We start from the raw sequence: 18,557 nt of genomic DNA on the forward strand, positions 1-18,557 counted from the left end.
AAAAACATTACCATTAATAAAACATCCAATATCAAATAATACTATTTATACAGAGGTAAATTATCTCTGTACCGAAAAGAAGGAGTTGAAAAAAATGGCTAATAGCAGTAATAAGTTGTTAGTACCTGGGATTGAACAATATTTAGATCAAGTAAAATACGAAATTGCCCAAGAATTTGGCGTTAATTTAGGATCAGATACAGTTTCGAGAGCAAACGGTTCAGTAGGTGGCGAGATTACTAAACGTTTAGTTCAACAAGCCCAAGCACAACTTTCAGGACAATCTTCACAAAAATAATTTAATACAATGGAAAAAAGTCCGGATTAACTCCGGACTTTATTTATTAGAATGAACATACCCATGATTTCCATTAGACTTTTTATTATTTTTGCCACTATCCTTTTTTGAATCTTTTTCTTTGTTTTTCAGCTTATGTTCATTGTTAGTCTTAGCGGTATCTCGATGACTATTATTATTTTTAAGGACACTGTTCCCTCGGTATTTCCCTTTATTATCTTCCTGCTTCGAGTTTTTTTTACTCTCAGTGTTTTTCCCTTTTTGACTATTTTGTTTTTTGGCTTGACCTTTATTTTGTTTTAGTTTATTTTCATCAATCTTTTTTAATTGTCCAGGTGGAATCATTTTTCCATTCGCCAATTTCTTCTCTACTGGCTTCTTCATTTCTGTACCTTTATTTTGAAGAGCCTTATTTGTTTTTTGTTTTTTGTTTACTTCTGAAGGAATGGAGTTATCAGATTTCTTTTGTACCACTTTACTATCAGCAGGTTTCATCTGCTTTTTTGTTTTTGTATCATTAGTTAAAGCTTCAGTTTTATTTTCTATATACTTCCCAGTTGTAGAACCATGTTTAATAGCTTCTTCTCGATCTTCCACTGTAGCATCTCGAACGACAGGTTCCATCATTTGTTTATCTACGGATACTTTTATCTCATCAATATTCTTTTTAAGTTCCTTTTCTACTTTATCTTCCGGCTCTTCCGTTCGAACAGTAGCGATGATAACTTGTTTTGTAGTATTCAAATAGCCTTCCTTATCCATTTCAAGGATAATAGCCTCGGCTATTTTAGAAACATTTTTCATTTTCCAGTTTCTAAGATGAGAAACAATCTGCTTACCTTCTTCATTAAAACCCTTAATCCCAACCACTTTCATTTTTTTATTAATTCCCAGCTCGATACTTGGATTGACATCAATCGACATGTAGGCATATGCTTTATTATTTTGATACATGGGAAATAATGAGCCCAACATAATAACAAACGCAGCCAAAAGTGCCCAAACCGGTTTAAATTTAAAAATATTTTTTAATGGATGTAATGAATTTGAAGTTTTAACACGTTCCATTGGAAAAAAGTGAATTTCTTCCCCAATAGCATACTGCTGACTCAGTCTCCTGGTATGCAAAAACTCACCTTCATGGGTCAAAAGCGTAAGGAATTCATCATCGATTTCCATTATAATTCCTTTTTTCATGTGTCAAGCACCCCCTTTATATAATCTTTCATATAAACATAATCACTCGATAAAATAAGTGCAATCGCAATTATATATTTCCTGTTTCGTTCAATTGTCTTTCTGCTTACATCTACCATTTTTTCCAATTGTTTTATAGGCAGACGTTTATTAGTAAATAACATTTCTTTTAATTCTTCGTTATCTACTAACATTTTCGCGGCAATGATTGCATTTTTGCGGGCATCAACATGCTTAGGTGAATTTTCAACTAAGTCATTAAAACTTAAATCAAAGGTAGTTAGTAATTTCTGAAAGTGAACAATTTCCTCTTTTCTTAGCTCTTCATCCTTCTTTTTTTGGTACTCATCAAGTGAGAGTTCATTCACGATTACTGTTCCAGCAGATTCTTCATCGTTTGTATCATTGGTTAAATCGAAACTTAAATGTTGATTTTTCGACTGTTTACGGATATAGTCAATTACTCTTCTTTTGATAATGACTTCAGAAAAGCTCAACAAGGAATTCCCACGCTCAGTGGAGTATTTCTCTATCGCTTCGTTAAATGCGATGAGCCCAATACTAAATTCATCATCACTTTCATAGATATATCGTTTACATACAGAAGAAACGGTTTTAGCAATAAATGGTTTATAGGATTGGATAATTTCGTCAAGCAGGTAAAGATCGCCTTGCTGTATTAAGAGGACAGTTTCTTCTAAGGTCCTCTTTTTCTTTTTGGCCATAAACAATAAACTTAGCATATGCTCACCTCTATTCGACCAATTATAACATACGAGTGTTATCTTGGACTTTTTTTAAGGATAAGCATTTTTGGAAAAAAAAGTTTCACTACATAGTTACGTAGTATCTTAAACAATTTGTGGGGGTTAATTTCAAAAAATTTTTCCCAATAAAAAAACTTCAAAACAGCTAGGCTGATTTGAAGTTTTTTTAAGCACGACTATTTATTTTTAAGGCCTTGATGACAACAAAAATTTAATAAAGAAACCAATAAGTAAACCGGGTATTAAGAACAACATCGGTAAGAACACAGGACCAGGATGAAGTTGAAGAATTGTTACCTTTGGTGATACCATTAAACCCACTGTTACAAAGTAGGCACTAAAAACAAACGGGAAAAATGAGTTTTTTTCATTTGCAGGCATAGCAGTACGATATCCATCCCACAGGGAAAACATATAGACACAGGGGTAAAACATAAGCCATTGGAAATTAATAACTGCTTCTGCCCTGTCAATTTCACCTAAGAAACTGTACATAATCCCCCTATTAAAGTGACTTTTGGCGTTAATCATTACTTCTAATCCAACAAATAATATCCCCTTGAGATATTGACCTAGGATTAGCTGACTAAAACCAGGAAAAGCAATATTCCATAAGACGGCTTCGAGTTTGCTCATTTTTTTCATCGTACTATCCCGCTTCGCTTGGCATATTTTTTTAGCTAAGAACACCTCAACTTAGCTTATCCAACTATGTCAAAAAACAGCAGAATTTCGATAATTTTTCCCAACCTTAGTTCTTCTTTAGGATTCTCATATAGGTTTGGGCAAATTTAAGCCACTCTCGCTTGGTACGAAAATAACTTTTAAAAAGTTGGATAAATAATGGGAATTTATCTTGATAAGGGTACCAATGGATTTCGGTTTTTTTTCGTCCTGAATCCTCGATAATAGCTTTTTCATGGCAAAAGATTCTTAATCCAGCATCCCCATGGTACCGGCCAATTCCACTGTGCTTTGCCCCACCAAAAGGAAGACCGTGATTTGCGATACTAATAATTGCGTCGTTAATAACAACGGCACCAGAAACCAGCTGAGAGGCTACCCTTCTCGCTTTATCTATATCCTTTGTCCACACACTTGCATTTAATCCGAAAACCGTATCATTTGCTAGCCTGATGACGTCTTCTTCGCTTTCAAATGGAATAATCGGCAGGAGGGGACCAAAAGATTCCTCTTGAATTATTTTCATTTTATGATTCACATTTGAAACCACTGTTAAGGGTAAAAACATTCCATTCTTCCACTCTTCAGGATAGAGACCAGTCTCCAATTTCGCCCCATTATTCAATGCATTCACTAGTTGTTCCTTAACGATTTCTATTTGGGCAGGAAAAGTCATCGAACCAACATCAGAATCCATATCAGTCCCTTGTTTGAGTGATAAAATTTCATTTTTTAATAAGGACAAAAATTTGGGATAGATTGAATTTTCAACATATAGCCTTTCAGCACTCATACATACTTGACCGCTATTGGTAAATGCCGCCCACGCAGCCCCTTTTGCTGCACGTTCCAGGTGGGCGTCAGCAAACACAATCATCGGGTCTTTGCCGCCAAGTTCTAGCGTCGTTGGAATAAGTTCCTTAGCGGCAACTTGTTGAATCATTTTTCCTGTTCGAACAGACCCAGTAAAAAAGATATAATCTGGTTTACCATTAGTAAATGCCGCGCCAACCTCTTTTCCGCCATGGGCGACTTGAACTACTCCATCAGGAAAGCCTGCTTGGCCGAAAAGCTCTTCAATACATTTCCCTACTAATGGAGTTACTTCCGATGGTTTCAATATAACAGTGTTTCCGGATGCCAAGGCACTGAGCATGGGGACCATGGCAAGCTGCAATGGATAATTCCATGGCGAAATAATCAAAACAACTCCTCTTGGCATATATTCAACAAATGACTTTTTCCCAATTAATAAAAGAGGGGTTTTAGCCTTCTGACGATGAAGGCTTTTCTCCCCATGCTTCAGAATATGGTCAATACAATCTAATGTTGGCATAATATCGGCAATCAATGCCTCTGTTATCACCTTACCTGTATCAGCAGCTACTGTTTTAGCTATTTCCTCCATCTGTTCTACCATTATTTCCTTAAGCTTAGAAAGATATTTTCCCCTCTCCGCCATAGTTAAACTACTCCATTGCATGAAAGCAGTTTTACCTTTTTGGTAAAAACTTTTGACTTGGCTGACTGGGGTTTCAGGAACTTCTCCAATCTGCTCTCCAGTTGCTGGGGCAATTACTTTAAGTTTTTCCTGGATCGCCTCCATAAATCTTCACCCCTTTTATAAAATGTTGATTTGAAACGATGGGTTATCCTTTTGATTTAAATAAAACGCTGCCATCGGCTTAATTCCATCTTTAAAGTCTGGACACGTAATTCCCGAATCCTTTAAATCTGTGACAGCTTGTGTGCAATCAAAATGTCCTTTCCAAGTGAAATAATCTAATGCTTCTTTCTCAACCCCAAGATATTTTCTCATTGGTTTAAAGGAAAGGAACAATTTTCCTAAGGATAATGGTATCATTCCTTTTGGCTGTTTGTTTAGCATTTCTTGCATCATTATTTCATAAATTTCTGATGCGCGATAGGGATTAGGGTCTGTGAGGTGATAGGTTTTTCCAGCAGCTTTGTCTAATTGGCTCAGATACGTGGTGGCTTGAATAATATAGTCTATAGGAACAAGGTTCACATAGGCTTCACCTTTTCCTAATCGTGGGATTAGTGGGAGAAATTTTAGCCGGTCCAAAAAGTTCATAATAAAATAGGGTCCATCAAATTTAATCGTTTCGCCTGTATGCGAATGCCCTTTGACAATTCCTGGACGAATAATGGTAACAGGTACTTCGGTTTTTAATTTATCAACTAAAACCTCCGCATGATATTTTGTTTCTTCATAGTGGTTTTTAAATCCGTTTGGTTCAATAAGTTCGGTTTCATAAAGGGTCCCCTCACGATTCCCAACCACATAGGCAGTACTAAAATAAATATATCTTTCTAGATTCGTTAAGTCTTTAACCCATTCATTTACATTCTCGGTTCCGTTTACATTTATTTTTTGAGCGATGTCTCTTGGAACCGCTAAATCATAAATGGCTGCAAGATGAAAAACATGGGTAAGATTTTGTTGTAAAATTTCTTGTTTTTCAGGAGTAATCGCTAATAACGGTTTGGTTATATCTCCTATTATAATATTGAAGGAGGACGGCTCTAAACCAAATTCAGAAATAATCGCCGCAGATTCTTGTTTAGCCTTTTCCACCATATTAGGCAAGACAAGCACATAAACGGTGCTATTGAACTTATTTCTTTTTAGGACTTCACGAATCAATTGATTACATATGAACCCAGGAAAACCAGTAAAAAAAAATCCTTTTTCCAATTTATCTCCTCCTTAGTCTATAACTAGACGATTGTAATCATTGTAAGTTCCTATTTAAAGATTCGTCCATGGGTAATTAGTCTGAATTTTCTGTTTAATGTATTTAAAAAAACGGCGGGATCGATAATCCCGCCACTTTTTAATTTTCCGAATCCATAGGATTATATAGTTTAACCGTAGGGTTTTTCTCTTGAAACCAGCGAAGTGCAAAATCATTTTCAAACAAAAACACATAATTGTCATATCGGTCTTTAACTAAAAGGGAACGGGAACTAGATAAATTTTCATCAACCGTTTCACTGTCTACCCAGCGGGCAATTTTTGATCCCATTCGTTCCATTAAAACTTCAGCATTATATTCATTTCTCATCCGGTGCTCAAAAACTTCAAACTGTAATTGCCCAACTGCACCTAATAAATAATCATCCGTTTTAATGGTCTTATAGAGCTGAATCGCTCCTTCTTGGACCAACTGCTGAATTCCTTTATAAAAGGATTTTTGTTTCATGACATTCTTTGCCGATACTCTGACATATAATTCCGGTGTGAATTGGGGCAGCCTTTCATATTGAAAGTCATTTTTCCCAGTAGTTAATGTATCACCAATTTGGTAAGTCCCTGTATCGTATAACCCGATAATATCTCCGCTAACCGCTTCATCTACGGTATTACGTTCTTCAGCCATAAATGATGTCGATTGTGAAAGTTTTATTTGTTTATTCAAACGTGGAATATTCACTGTCATTCCTCGCTCAAATTTTCCGGAACACACTCGGACAAACGCAATTCTATCACGGTGTGCAGGATTCATATTCGCTTGAATTTTAAACACAAAGCCTGAAAAATCTTCCCCTAACGGATTAATTTCCCCGGCAGACGAATTACGTGCCATTGGCGGCGGAGCAAACTTTAAGTAAGATTCCAAAAATGTTTGGACCCCAAAGGCAGTTAGCGCACTTCCAAAGAATACAGGTGTTAAGTTACCCGCCGCAATTCTTTCAGCTGAAAATTCATTTCCAGCCTCATTTAACAGCATAATTTCATCTAGTGTTTGATCATAGAGTCCTGAATTTTTTAGTGGATGGTCCCCCGCGATTTCTCCGTCTTCATTTAGTGGAATAAATCGGTCTTCCTCATCTACACGGAACTGTTCCACTCGATTGTTATAGCGGTCATAAATTCCAAGGAATTCTTTCCCCATCCCAATCGGCCAGTTCATTGGATAGGATTCTATACCGAGGACCTCTTCTAATTCAGCTAAAAGTTCAAGTGGCGGCTTTCCTTGACGGTCGAGCTTATTCATAAATGTGAAAATAGGAATCCCGCGCATCCGGCATACTTTAAAAAGCTTGAGTGTTTGTGCCTCAATCCCTTTAGCGGCATCAACGATCATTACAGCACTATCTACAGCCATTAGAGTACGGTACGTATCTTCACTGAAATCCTGGTGGCCTGGAGTATCCAAAATGTTAACTCGGAAACCTTCATAATCAAATTGCATGACACTGGAGGTTACCGAAATTCCCCGTTGCTTTTCTATTTCCATCCAGTCACTTGTTGCAAACTTTCCCGTTTTTTTCGCTTTAACAGTTCCCGCGTCTCGAATCGCACCGCCGAATAATAATAATTTTTCAGTTAGCGTGGTTTTTCCGGCATCTGGATGGGATATGATCGCAAATGTCCGGCGTGATAATACTTCTTCTTTAAAATTGTTACCCATTTCGTTTTCCTCTCTTTTGACAATAAAAATTTTTGTCCATAACTTCAATCTTATCTCTCAAACGAAAACTTTGCAATATTTCTTTAAACCGATGCGCATAAAGAATATAATGAAAGAAAGCGGTAATGATTGATATATATACCGTTAATACATAACCGTACCGGAGGTAACAGGATTGAATATCACTCAAATTGATCAACAAACCCTTAAGTTATTACATAAAGCTTTTGAAATTGTTCTAAACGAGAATAAAATATCTTTTAACAAAATTGGGATTGCTGAAGAAAATGATCAGTTATTATTTTTGTATGAAGGAAAAGACGAAAAAGTTCATGTGTTTAAATGGAGTAAATCATCGTGTATCGGTGCAAGTATTGGTGTCATTGCCCAAAGCGTCCTAATGCCAATCCTTCCACATCTTCGCCTCTTATCCTAGGAATTATTAAACAACACCATCACTTTTTTAAATTTGATGGTGTTTTTTTATGAGCTAAGATACAGCTATTTCCCATCGATTCCCACATCCATTTTTCTGGAAATTCCTTTATAATAGGCTATGACCTTGTTAAAGGAGATGAAGACAGTTGAAGCCCAATATAAAAAAAGTTTCTAAATTTATCCCGCTAATTGCAGCGTTTATATTAGTTATTGCAGGAATCTTCTGGATTATACAGAACGTGAATAAGGAAGTAACGATTCCTTTCTCCTCTGTTGAAAAAACCATTCAAGCTCAACAAGGAAAGGTCGTAAAACTAATTGAAAAGCCCGATGGCAGCCTCTACATTCATTCAGGGGATGAAGTATTTGTTTCCCATGTTCCTCCAAATAGCCAAATGATTGATAAGTTAGTAGTTAAATATAATATTGATTACTCCTATTCAACGAGCAGTAAATATGGAAAATGGATTCTAGGTGGTGTCATTCTACTCCTAGCTGCGACTGCGTTCACTCTTCAAAAAACAAACGGCGGCTTAGGATTAAATAAGTCAATGAAAAATAGTATTGCCAAGTCTCGAGCCCTTCCTGCTATTACTTTTAAAGATGTTGGTGGAATTGGGGACGAAATGAAGGAAGAAATATTGCAAACAGTTTCCACTTTGAAAGAACCGGAGCGTGCAGCCCAGTTAGGGATTAAACCACCAAAAGGGATTCTTTTATACGGGCCTCCGGGTACTGGTAAAACCTTACTTGCACAAGCAATCGCCCGTGAATTAAATGCTGCTTTCTTTTCAGCTAGCGGATCAGAATTTAACGAAATGTTCATCGGAGTTGGGGCAAGCCGAGTTCGCTCCTTATTTAAATCAGCAAGAAAACAAGGTCCAGCTGTTATTTTCATCGATGAAGTCGATGCTCTAGCCGCTAAAAGAAAGGCACATGGCGGTGAGGAAGCGGAAAAGACCTTAACAGAATTGCTGGTACAAATGGATGGCGGTCATCCGAATGATGGTATCCTTTTTATTGCGGCTACGAATAGAAAAGATATGTTGGATGAAGCCTTTCTTCGTCCAGGCAGAATCGATTTCTCTTTCCACGTTCCACTTCCGGATACAAAGGGAAGAAGAGAAATTATTGCTATCCATGCTAAAAATAAGTCGTTTTCCAATGATGCACTCCTGCAGTTAAATGAATTAGCAGAAAGTACATCAGGATTTTCTGGAGCGGAGCTACAATCTCTTTTTGAAACAGCTAGTAGAAGAGCCGTTCGAAACGGCCAAGATATGATTCAAAAGCAAGATCTTGACTATGCACTTGATCGAACGATCTTAGGGAATACTTCCCGTTCTTTACAGGATTATGATACAAAACGAAGGGTCGCCATTCATGAAGCGGGTCATGCTATTGTAGCTTCATTAACGAAGCCAGGGTCAGTTCGTAAAGCAACCATTATCCCTCGTGGTGAGGCACTCGGCTATGTTGCACCTATTCCAAAAGAATTGCATTTATCGACAACCAGTGACCTCCTTGAACGGGTGGCTATGGTCTTAGCTGGCGGAGTAGCTGAGAGAATGCATTTAGGAGAGCATAGCATTGGCGTTAGTGGAGATGTTCAGCAGGCAAAACAAATAATTGAACAGATGGTAGATACAGGAATGCTTCAAGAAGGATTTACTTTAACCTTTAATAAATCAGATAAAGAAGGGAAGATGCAAGACCTTTTTGGCAAAGCTTTAGACAAAGCAGAAAATCTTATTAAGACCCATCAGTATCAGTATCAACTATTAGTCGATTCCTTATTAAAGAAAGAAACACTTGAAGGTTCAGAAATTGAAGAAATTGTTTGGGGTACACAGGCAAACATAAGTGATAAAATGATATTAATATAAAATATCTCCTACAAAAACCAGGTGCTACTTTAAGTATCTGGTTTTTGCTTATTCCTTAAATGATTTTTTTATTTGGTGGTAAACTAAGCTTGGACTTCATTAAAAGGAAGTGAACGATATGTTCGATAAAACTAAGATTTTTGAAAAAGAGCAGCATAAATATTCGAATGAAGCGAAGAAATACCTTGGTAATTCACAAAAAACTGAGGGCTTACTTAACAAGGCAATAAAATTGGCGAATGAGAAGAAAGCAAGTTTAGGCGAAGGATGGGGAAAGCTGCAATTATTTTTAGAATTAGTAAAAGCCTATTCAAAAGGTGAATATAAAAATGTTTCTCCCAGCACAGTCCTTACCATCATTGGTACACTGCTCTACTTTGTTTCACCACTTGACTTAGTACCCGATTTCATCGTGGGTCTTGGTATCCTTGATGATGCAGCACTCATAGGCTTTACTGTTAAAAAGGTTTCCGCCGAATTAGAAGCCTTTAGTAAATGGAAACAAGCAAAGATTTTTGCAGAGCAAAACCCGCTTGACTAACCAAGCGGGTCCATTTTTAGTGACATTATCTAAAGCAAGCTGCCCCAACAATTATTAAGAGGATAAATAACACAACGATTAAAGCAAATCCGCCACCGTAGCCAACGCCGCCATAACCGTAACCGCAGCAGCCGCCGCCATATCCATAACCAAACATACCTATGACCTCCTTTTTATCTTTATGAAATTCTTAGTAGCACCAAGAAGCCCCAATAATGATTAACAATATAAATAAAACGACAAGTAGAGCAAATCCGCCGCCGTAACCACCAACTGCACCTGACATTTACATTACCTCCTTTTCTTAATTCCATATATCCTATTCACCTAGATAAAAATGTGCGATAGATACATATCCAAAATAATCAGTTTTGAAAAAAAGAAGAAGCCCATTCTGACTTCAACACTAGGTTTTGTATCGGTATGTGCTTCCTAAAAATAATTAATCTCCAACCCAATTGACATTCTTCTCTGTTTTTCATACCATGTTCACAAATATATATATATAGATTGGAGACCCCAAATTTGAGGAACATCGCTACTATTTTGTTTGTACTGTTCATGGTATGTTACCGGGCAATTACAAGAATTTCTTTGAAGACGAATGATAAATCTCCTTTGAAAATTGGCCATCGAGGTGCAGCTGGTTACTGCCCAGAGAATACTCTTTCATCTTTTAGAAAAGCTATAGAATTAGGTGCAGATTACCTCGAACTCGATATACAGATGACAAAAGATGGTGAATTAGTTGTCATTCATGATACAACTGTTAACAGAACCACGAACGGAAAGGGTCGAGTAAAGGATTTTACCATCCGAGAAATCCAAGGCTTAGATGCTGGAAGTTGGTTCGATTGTAAGTATACTGGTGAAAAGATCCCCACCCTCTCCGAAGTTTTTGATGAGTTTACAGGAAAGATTGGCTTTTTACTTGAATTAAAAAAACCTGCTCTTTATCCCCAAATAGAAGAAAAACTTGTCGAGGAACTAAAGAAAAGAAAGTTAACATCAGGAGACGGGCAAATTATTGTTCAATCCTTTGATAGGGACGCACTCAAACATTTCCATAAACTTCTTCCATCCATTCCTATTGGGGTTTTGGTGAAGAATACTGGTATTAAAATGATTTCGAATAAGAATTTAAAAGCATTTAAAAATTATGTAACGTTTATAAATCCTAAAATAACGATGGTCAATAAGCGGATAATTAAAAGAATCCATCACTATGGTTTTAAAACAATTATCTGGACTGTTAATAAAAAAAATGATCGTAAAACGTTAAAAAAATTACAGGTCGAAGGTATTATCAGTGACTATCCCGATTTATCATAAAAAATAGAATAGGGATCTATTCATTCTAAATAGATCCCTCCTCGTTCCTTTAACATTTAGGTTCAATAATGGGCAACTCTCGATTAACTAATTTAGGCGATAATGGTTTAATACTGCAAAAACAAGTCAGATCCACCATAATACAATTATCTGTTTTTACTAGTGAAAATACATCATTGCAAAATTCTACTGGATGACCATCCATATCTACTGGAAGTAGCAAAGATAATGTTGCACAGCCGTGTCTTGTATCTAGATTTTCTAATCGAAACACCTGAGTAGTAAAAAAAAGACCCTTCTTAGTTCTTCCAAATACTTCAAAAGCACATTTTCCATTCGACAGGACAAACGGAATGGTATCATAACCGATCTTCTCACACACAAATCTAAACCCTTCAAACGCTAATCGTTGCTGCTCGTCAAGAAGTTGTTCCATTTCTCTACATAAACAGTGTTCTTCACACCGTTTTTCCCCCATGTTTTCCCTCCTCCCTATCACCATTCAACTGTCCCTTATTTTAAAATATTCTATTTAGAGCTGTTGGTATAGGCAACTTTCTTACAGAAAACAGGTGAGGAACTAATTATTTCTAAATATACTTTTCTATCGTTTTATAAAATAATCCGCATGAATATAAAAAACTGGCAGTAAAGAAAAAGTACTTTTCTTCACTACCAGTTCCTAAGTATTAGACCTCTAAAGAAACCCATTTTGGAAAATATAGACTAAAAATAGTTCCTTTGTTCACATCCGATTCTACTTTAACTCTGCCACCCATACATTCGGTTATTTTATAGGTGGATGCCAACCCCAAGCCCGTCCCATTCAACTTTCTTGAAGCGAGCGGTTTTCCTAACTGGCTTAAAATCTTCTTTGGCATGCCATTTCCATTATCTTCAATAACTATATATACATCAGTAAGCATTTCATGAAGGGATATATTAACAGAACCTTTAGGAGCACTTGCCTCTACCCCATTCTTAATTATATTTATTAGTGCAAACCGGAGCAGCCCTGGATCACCTTTAATGGTAACATCATCATTCGCAGTTGACGTATAAATCAGCTCCACCTGATGAATTTTAGCAAATGATTTCATTAACAGGACAGTGTCCTGCAGCTCTTTTACAAAACTGATTTCCCTCTGTTCTATCCTCAGTAAGATCCGTTGGGCTTTTTTATGTATAATTTTTTTGTGAAAATAGAAATAGTATACACCGAAAGAAAATAACATACATAAAATTTGTAATGTCCATAATCCAATATATGATGGAATAATTAGCAAATTTTACCCCTCCTTTCCTTAATAATTCAATCATATCTCATTAGTAAGGAAAACACCGTTAATTTTGTCACATTTTAGACAAAAATTAAAATATTTTTTTATAAAAAAACAGCTTACAGTGTTTTGTAAGCTGACTTAGTCTAAAAGAAAATAATATATAGTAAGAGTGCCAAAACAATACGATAAATCGCAAATGGCAACAATTTGATTTTGTTAATGAGCTTTAGGAAAAAGCGAATTGACAAAAGGGCAAAAATAAAAGCGCTAATAAATCCTGCAATAAAAATAGGCAAAGCATCCAACGTCATATATTCCCAATTTTTTAATAAGGAGAGAAAACTCGCCCCTGCCATTATTGGCACAGCCATGATAAAGGTAAAATCAGCTGCCGCCCGGTGACTCATTCCCATTAAAACACCGCCTGAGATAGTTGACCCTGAACGAGAAAACCCTGGCCAAAGTGAAAAGCATTGAAATAATCCAACGGTCAGTGCCTGCTTATAGGTAATTTGGTCAACAGTTTGAACTTTGGGATGTTTTGGACCAAAAAAGTCGGCAAGCATCATTAGGATTGCACCAATAACTAACCCAACTAACACTGTTGCGGTTGAAAATAAGTGTTCATCAATGTAGTCATTAAAAAGGACACCAAGTACACCGGCAGGAATTAAGCCCACTATAACTTGGGAAAGTTTAAGACGGCCTTGTCCTGATGTTGCTTTTGTTTTGAAGTGACCCAACCCTAATAAATCAATAAAGCGGTCTTTAAAGGTGACGACAACCGCCAAAATCGAACCAAGTTGAATGACGATTTTGAACGTATTCGCTCCATGCTGTGTCAGGAACTTTTCGGATTGTAGCCACATATCATCGACGATAATCATGTGCCCTGTGGAAGAAACTGGGGCAAATTCAGTTAAGCCTTCTACTAAGCCTAGAATAATAGCTTTAATTATCATAAGTAGATCCATTGTTGTAATCTCCTAACTTTTTCGTGAAAGTTTATTAGTATTATGTTGTATAACTTTTACATTTTACTTACTAACCTATCACATTGCAATATTTATTAAATTCCATTTTTCGCTCCGCACTCATAATAACGAAGTTCTCAGCGAAATTGTTTCAAGTTTTTTTCCCTCATGAAAAATGTGGCACATTAAATGATTGTGCCACATTTGGGATGATTTCTCCTCGTGTTAAGTTAAGTTACTAATCAATTATTCCCATGCGAATCGCTTTTACTGCAACTTCTGTTCGATTTTGAGCATTTAATCTTTTCATGATATTAGATATATAATCCCTAACCGTAAATTCACTTAAATAGAGCTTTAAAGCCGCCTCTGCAGTCGAAGCGCCATCGGCTAATAGTTTGATAATTTCAGTTTCACGCGGAGACAGGGAAATAGATTCCGCAGAAGGTAAATCTTGCTTCTTGATATCTGCTTCCATATACTTTGACAATAACTCTCCTGAACTTTGGCCGAATTTCATCAAAGCAGGAAATAGGCTGGTATCAACAGTAAAATGTGTCCCCTGACCTTGATCTAATATCACCCCTCCAATAATTTTCCCTTCTTCTGGAACATAAATAGGAACAATAATTAGTGAGCCAAGGTCAAACTTTTTTACATAACTCGAAGGGAGATCATTTTCTGCTCTAGGTATATAGATCGGTTGAAAGTTTTTCATTTCATGACCTTGTGATTTTAGTTTTACAAGACTTTCACTAAGAACAGGTATATTGGTAATTTTTTCAGCAATGGCCTGAACTTCGTCATTGTTGAAGTGATGTCCATATAAACCAATGCCAATACTCTCTTCATTGGTGAACTTAAAAAGCGCACATCGTTTAAAGGGAAGAAAATAACCAAATCCAAAGCAAATATTTTCAATCGACTCACGAAAATTTTGTGATCGGATAATCCATTCATTAAAAAGAATGACGGCATCCTTCCAAATACTATAGTTATCTTTTTCAGAATCAAACAGCATTACTTCACTTATCTTTGAAAACAAATAATGGACGGATGGGTGTAATTTTGATGAGTAGGTAATCCTGGATTTAAGAACCCTATGCGCTGTATTTTCCAATAAATTCAAATGAAAAATTAGGGCCTCAGGCTCTGGACGCCTTTGAAAGTGGGCAAACCACTCGTCTTGAAGCTCATTTAGCATCTTATATATATCAAAACGATCTTCGTTAACAGACTGTAGAAACCTTTCTAAAAACTGACTAATAAATTCAAAAACCGCTACAGATTTTTTATTTGTATTCTTTAATAATTGGAGCATTAATCCCCATTCATGTAATAGATTGTCTTGATAATTTGCTAACATTTTAACGGCATCATTTAAGAGATTGTCTAAATGGAGGTTTAATGACTTGGACAATACACTCGCACTTCCTTCCCTGAAAAATCTATGCTGTTATTTATCCTGATTTATATCACCGTTTATCTTTATACATATTTCAACTAAACCCGCCTAAATTCCTGCTAATCTTGGAGATTTTTGCTTTTTTGTAGAACTTTGTCCTTACTAATTATATTTTCCTACAAATGTAGGGATTTCGTAAACTGTTAATTTATCATAAAATTGTGACGAATGGTGTAAGCATTTACATTCCTATTAATACTTGCACAATTTAAACCAAAAAAAGGAGGAAAGGGAATGAATTTAACAGCAGAAACAGTAATTGTAGGTGGGCAAACGGTTAAAAAGAAGTTGGTCTATGCATTATTAGGCGGTTTTTTATTCTTAGGGATGCTACTTAGTATCTTTGGACTTACAGGTGTAGCCGTAGCAGCTCCATTAAGTGGATTTGGTGAATTTACCGTCAAATTCGATAAAATGGTTGGACAGGGCTTCCAATTATACGGTGGTGTTGCTGATGGAGCAACCACTAAGAATAATCCTGTTGCCGTCAATGCGATTGACAAAGCCACTATTAATGGGTTAGAAATCTCCAAAGCCATTCCAGCACTTGGGATTCGCGTAGTCATTAGCTCCGACAAGCCAGTTGAGATTAATGGACTTCTTCAAAAAGCTACCATGGTAAACGGTGATGCTAAGTTTGAAGAACTCACAATGTCTGAAAATTACATTGGAAATTATGACCTCACTGACCCAGCACAAAGAGCTGAAGCAATTGCTAAAGAATTCACCCAAAAAGCTAACACGATTACTATTGAAAATGGTAATTTGCAAACATTATATCTATTCCAAAAAACCGTAAGTTTACCTGGAATGAAGGTTTACTTCGAAAAGCTTAACTAATTTAACCATCACAGAACATTGAGTAAGGATGATAAAAATGACCTCTACTTATTCAAAACGTGAGCGGTTTAAGAATTGGAGATCAAGGCGTCCCTTTTGGGGGGCGACCTTGTGTATCCTTTCTGGACTGATCATTTTATGGGTACCGGCAAAACTTTATGAAGTGGCTGCAGCACCTGGCAGTATCCTATTCGTTGGCTTTTTCTTAGGAGGGTTAACACTATTAATGGGTGTACTGTCATATATCATGCCTAGGCTTTCAACCCTTCTTGGCGTTTTAGCCATTTTCGCGTCTGTTCTTTCCATCATGGGAGCGTTAGGAGGATTTCTCATTGGCACTATTCTCGGTATCATTGGAGGTGCCATGCTGATTGCTTGGAAGCCTGAGATTGTATCTAATGAGGTAAAGGATCAGACGATTAAAGATAATTTTGCTGAAAAAGAAGTAGCATCTGGAAAAGATGTATTACCTGAATAAATGTATTTATAAAACTTCTGGTGTGACAGTTTTAATAAACAGACTAATATGTTTAAGAAATACAAATAGCATTCGCAGAAATGGTGATCGCTTTGAAAAGAAATTATTCTTATAAATTCATTATCATACTGGTCCTAATGGTATGTGGTCTTCTCATACCAACTAAGGATAGTTTTGCAAGCAATCCAAAAATTATTGGCTTTATAATCGAAGCAGCCCAAATGGAAGGATCGATGGAAGAACCTGTTATGGTAACTGGCGATACAGCCGAACAAAAAGATCGGCCTATGCTTGAATTGAATTTTTCTCAACTTAAAGCAGAGGGTTTAAGTATAAAGAAATTAGTTCAGTCTCCGAAGGGGATTGTTACAATTGATATGAGTCCAAAAGAAACGGTCCTTTTTAATAACCTAGCTCTGCAAGTGACCAATGCGGAATTCACTGAGAATTACTTGCCGGCTGATGGCAATATTGGTCTGAAAAATATAAAATTATTAGCCCATCATGTATCAGCAAATAATTCAAATCTCCCCCAGTTCAGTTTGAATATTAATGAGGGAGGACAGGTGGAAATGGAACCAAAAAGTGAGGAAGAGCTTCTTCAAATGAAAGCATTTTTAAAAAGTTTAATAAGCAATTCACAACAATAAACGAAGCGATGCCATTGAATGCATCGCTTCTTCTTTCATTTTTATTAGGCAACAAGGTTGCCATTTACTTTTTATCATTGATGATTCTCATTACTCGTCCATTAAACTTCTTTTTATAGTATCCTTTTGTTAAATCGGCAATTGCAATTCCTGTTGAACTTTGTGAGCCAATAAATTTACCACCGCCAAGGTATATCCCCACGTGACCATCTATTTTATAAGTATCAAAGAAAACAAGATCACCCGGCCGTGCTTCACTTAGCAACACTCTTGTTCCAGTCTTTTTCAAGATATCAGTATGTGCGCCGACCTTTATTCCCGCCTGTTTGAAAGCCCAGGCTACAAATGCAGAACAATCAAATCTTCCATGGGCCACATCATAGGAATTTCTTCCTCCGCCAAAAACATAAACCGAGTTGCCAATATATTGTTCACCTGCATGAATGACAATATTAATTGCTTCATTGGTGGATGTAGGAATAGAAGTATTAATATTACCTGTTAATTGAGCTTCTTTTGATGCTAGTATGTTATCCTTCTTTTGTAAATCAGCTTTATCAGATAGTATTTTTTGTTCTTTCATCTTAAGATCCGCTTTTAAAACTTCATTTTGCTCTTTTTGTTCTAGTATCAGAGTTTGCATCCCTTCAAGTTCTGTTTGCATGTTTTGCAATTCGTTTAAATTTTTTACTACAGCAGCTTGTTTGGTTACGACTTCCTTTTGGTCCTCTTTATACTGAGTAACAAGATCTTGGTCTGCTTCCACCATTGATGCTACCGCTTCAAGTCTTTCTACGAAATCACTAAAGCTTGAAGAACCGAGAATAACATGTATATAGCTAACCTGACCACCACTTTCTTGAAGTGATAAGGCTCGTTTTTTTATTATTTCATTCCGTTTATTAATTCTCTCTTGTATGGTCGTTATTTCTTGCTGAAGTTCTTTTACGTGTGACTGTGAGTTTTTTACTTTTTCTTCAGTCTGTACAATCATTTGATTATTATCCTTAATTGCTTGCTCCACCCTATTAATTTGTTCAGATAGCTTGGATAATTCATCAAGAACCTGGAAAATTTCTTGATTTGCTTTTGATAGATCGGTTTGAATTGAAGATCGTTTATTCTGAACACTTTTAAGATTATTTTCCTTTGCATAGACTGTTGGAAAAGAGGATAAATTTCCTAGTCCTATAATAATTGTCGTGCTTAGTGCGATTATCTTCTTTTTCAATTTGGTTCCCCTGCTTTCTTAAAATAGAAATCAAGCATCTAAGACGAATGAAGT

Annotated in this window: 21 protein-coding genes; 8 read left to right on the forward strand and 13 right to left on the reverse strand. The window is 36.4% G+C overall.

What is annotated here, in order from left to right; translation table 11 throughout:
- The first annotated feature begins 94 nt into the window (after positions 1-94).
- On the forward strand, positions 95-298 hold the full coding sequence (locus tag V7121_RS08025; RefSeq protein WP_066252362.1) for an alpha/beta-type small acid-soluble spore protein: 204 nt from the start codon (positions 95-97) through the stop codon (positions 296-298).
- A gap of 39 nt (positions 299-337) precedes the next feature.
- Here V7121_RS08025 and V7121_RS08030 read toward each other — a convergent pair whose 3' ends face one another.
- The 6 genes from V7121_RS08030 to V7121_RS08055 all read right to left on the reverse strand — a co-directional run bounded on the left by V7121_RS08030 (position 338) and on the right by V7121_RS08055 (position 7,385).
- Positions 338-1,495: an anti-sigma-I factor RsgI family protein gene (locus V7121_RS08030; RefSeq protein WP_335546288.1), complete on the reverse strand. Its 1,158-nt coding sequence runs from the start codon at positions 1,493-1,495 to the stop codon at positions 338-340.
- The gene (gene sigI, locus V7121_RS08035; RefSeq protein WP_335501641.1) at positions 1,492-2,238 is read right to left on the reverse strand and encodes an RNA polymerase sigma factor SigI; all 747 of its coding nucleotides are present in this window, start codon (positions 2,236-2,238) and stop codon (positions 1,492-1,494) included. The genes V7121_RS08030 and sigI overlap by 4 nt, the downstream gene beginning before the upstream one ends.
- A 210-nt stretch (positions 2,239-2,448) precedes the next feature.
- Positions 2,449-2,907, reverse strand: coding sequence for a hypothetical protein (locus tag V7121_RS08040; RefSeq protein WP_335501643.1), 459 nt, complete (start codon positions 2,905-2,907; stop codon positions 2,449-2,451).
- Positions 2,908-3,013: 106 nt separating this feature from the next.
- On the reverse strand, positions 3,014-4,552 hold the full coding sequence (locus V7121_RS08045) for an aldehyde dehydrogenase family protein (protein WP_335501645.1): 1,539 nt from the start codon (positions 4,550-4,552) through the stop codon (positions 3,014-3,016).
- Between the two features lie 15 nt (positions 4,553-4,567).
- Positions 4,568-5,665 (reverse strand): SDR family oxidoreductase, encoded by a 1,098-nt coding sequence (locus tag V7121_RS08050; RefSeq protein WP_335546290.1) that lies wholly within the window; start codon positions 5,663-5,665, stop codon positions 4,568-4,570.
- Between the two features lie 139 nt (positions 5,666-5,804).
- Positions 5,805-7,385, reverse strand: coding sequence for a peptide chain release factor 3 (locus V7121_RS08055; protein ID WP_335546292.1), 1,581 nt, complete (start codon positions 7,383-7,385; stop codon positions 5,805-5,807).
- A gap of 175 nt (positions 7,386-7,560) precedes the next feature.
- Here V7121_RS08055 and V7121_RS08060 point away from each other — a divergent pair, with 175 nt between their 5' ends.
- From V7121_RS08060 to V7121_RS08070, 3 genes are all read left to right on the forward strand, one after another.
- Complete coding sequence (locus V7121_RS08060) at positions 7,561-7,821, forward strand: hypothetical protein (RefSeq protein ID WP_335546295.1); 261 nt, start codon at positions 7,561-7,563, stop codon at positions 7,819-7,821.
- A gap of 148 nt (positions 7,822-7,969) precedes the next feature.
- Positions 7,970-9,709 carry an AAA family ATPase gene (locus V7121_RS08065; RefSeq protein ID WP_335501652.1) on the forward strand — a complete coding sequence of 580 codons (1,740 nt, stop codon included), beginning with the start codon at positions 7,970-7,972 and terminating at the stop codon, positions 9,707-9,709.
- Positions 9,710-9,827: 118 nt separating this feature from the next.
- Positions 9,828-10,250: a YkvA family protein gene (locus V7121_RS08070; protein ID WP_335546297.1), complete on the forward strand. Its 423-nt coding sequence runs from the start codon at positions 9,828-9,830 to the stop codon at positions 10,248-10,250.
- Between the two features lie 25 nt (positions 10,251-10,275).
- On the opposite strand, the gene V7121_RS08075 is transcribed toward V7121_RS08070, so the two are convergent.
- Complete coding sequence (locus tag V7121_RS08075) at positions 10,276-10,407, reverse strand: YjcZ family sporulation protein (protein ID WP_335501655.1); 132 nt, start codon at positions 10,405-10,407, stop codon at positions 10,276-10,278.
- Positions 10,408-10,440: 33 nt separating this feature from the next.
- On the reverse strand, positions 10,441-10,536 hold the full coding sequence (locus V7121_RS08080) for a YjcZ family sporulation protein (protein ID WP_066252345.1): 96 nt from the start codon (positions 10,534-10,536) through the stop codon (positions 10,441-10,443).
- 239 nt (positions 10,537-10,775) lie between these two features.
- On the opposite strand from V7121_RS08080, the gene V7121_RS08085 reads away from it, so the two are divergent.
- Positions 10,776-11,582, forward strand: a complete 807-nt coding sequence (locus V7121_RS08085) for a glycerophosphodiester phosphodiesterase (protein ID WP_335501657.1) — start codon at positions 10,776-10,778, stop codon at positions 11,580-11,582.
- 49 nt (positions 11,583-11,631) lie between these two features.
- On the opposite strand, the gene V7121_RS08090 is transcribed toward V7121_RS08085, so the two are convergent.
- The 4 genes from V7121_RS08090 to V7121_RS08105 form a co-directional block, all read right to left on the reverse strand.
- Positions 11,632-12,060 carry a CotY/CotZ family spore coat protein gene (locus V7121_RS08090; protein WP_335546300.1) on the reverse strand — a complete coding sequence of 143 codons (429 nt, stop codon included), beginning with the start codon at positions 12,058-12,060 and terminating at the stop codon, positions 11,632-11,634.
- Between the two features lie 211 nt (positions 12,061-12,271).
- The gene (locus V7121_RS08095) at positions 12,272-12,868 is read right to left on the reverse strand and encodes a sensor histidine kinase (RefSeq protein ID WP_335546301.1); all 597 of its coding nucleotides are present in this window, start codon (positions 12,866-12,868) and stop codon (positions 12,272-12,274) included.
- 140 nt (positions 12,869-13,008) lie between these two features.
- Positions 13,009-13,839 carry an undecaprenyl-diphosphate phosphatase gene (locus V7121_RS08100; RefSeq protein WP_335501663.1) on the reverse strand — a complete coding sequence of 277 codons (831 nt, stop codon included), beginning with the start codon at positions 13,837-13,839 and terminating at the stop codon, positions 13,009-13,011.
- A 238-nt stretch (positions 13,840-14,077) separates the two neighbouring features.
- The gene (locus tag V7121_RS08105) at positions 14,078-15,259 is read right to left on the reverse strand and encodes a response regulator transcription factor (protein ID WP_335501665.1); all 1,182 of its coding nucleotides are present in this window, start codon (positions 15,257-15,259) and stop codon (positions 14,078-14,080) included.
- A 279-nt stretch (positions 15,260-15,538) separates the two neighbouring features.
- On the opposite strand from V7121_RS08105, the gene V7121_RS08110 reads away from it, so the two are divergent.
- The 3 genes from V7121_RS08110 (at position 15,539) to V7121_RS08120 (ending at position 17,272) form a co-directional block, all read left to right on the forward strand.
- Positions 15,539-16,144, forward strand: a complete 606-nt coding sequence (locus tag V7121_RS08110; RefSeq protein WP_335501667.1) for a DUF6230 family protein — start codon at positions 15,539-15,541, stop codon at positions 16,142-16,144.
- A 37-nt stretch (positions 16,145-16,181) separates the two neighbouring features.
- Positions 16,182-16,622: a DUF6114 domain-containing protein gene (locus tag V7121_RS08115; RefSeq protein ID WP_335501669.1), complete on the forward strand. Its 441-nt coding sequence runs from the start codon at positions 16,182-16,184 to the stop codon at positions 16,620-16,622.
- Between the two features lie 92 nt (positions 16,623-16,714).
- Positions 16,715-17,272 carry a hypothetical protein gene (locus tag V7121_RS08120; protein WP_335501670.1) on the forward strand — a complete coding sequence of 186 codons (558 nt, stop codon included), beginning with the start codon at positions 16,715-16,717 and terminating at the stop codon, positions 17,270-17,272.
- 64 nt (positions 17,273-17,336) lie between these two features.
- Here the strand turns inward: V7121_RS08120 and V7121_RS08125 are convergent, their stop codons facing one another.
- Entirely contained in the window at positions 17,337-18,503 is a 1,167-nt protein-coding gene (locus V7121_RS08125; RefSeq protein WP_335501672.1) for a C40 family peptidase, read from the reverse strand.
- Between the last annotated feature and the right edge of the window lie 54 nt (positions 18,504-18,557).

The sequence above is a fragment of the Neobacillus drentensis genome (assembly GCF_036962125.1).
Classification (GTDB): domain Bacteria; phylum Bacillota; class Bacilli; order Bacillales; family Cytobacillaceae; genus Neobacillus; species Neobacillus drentensis_B.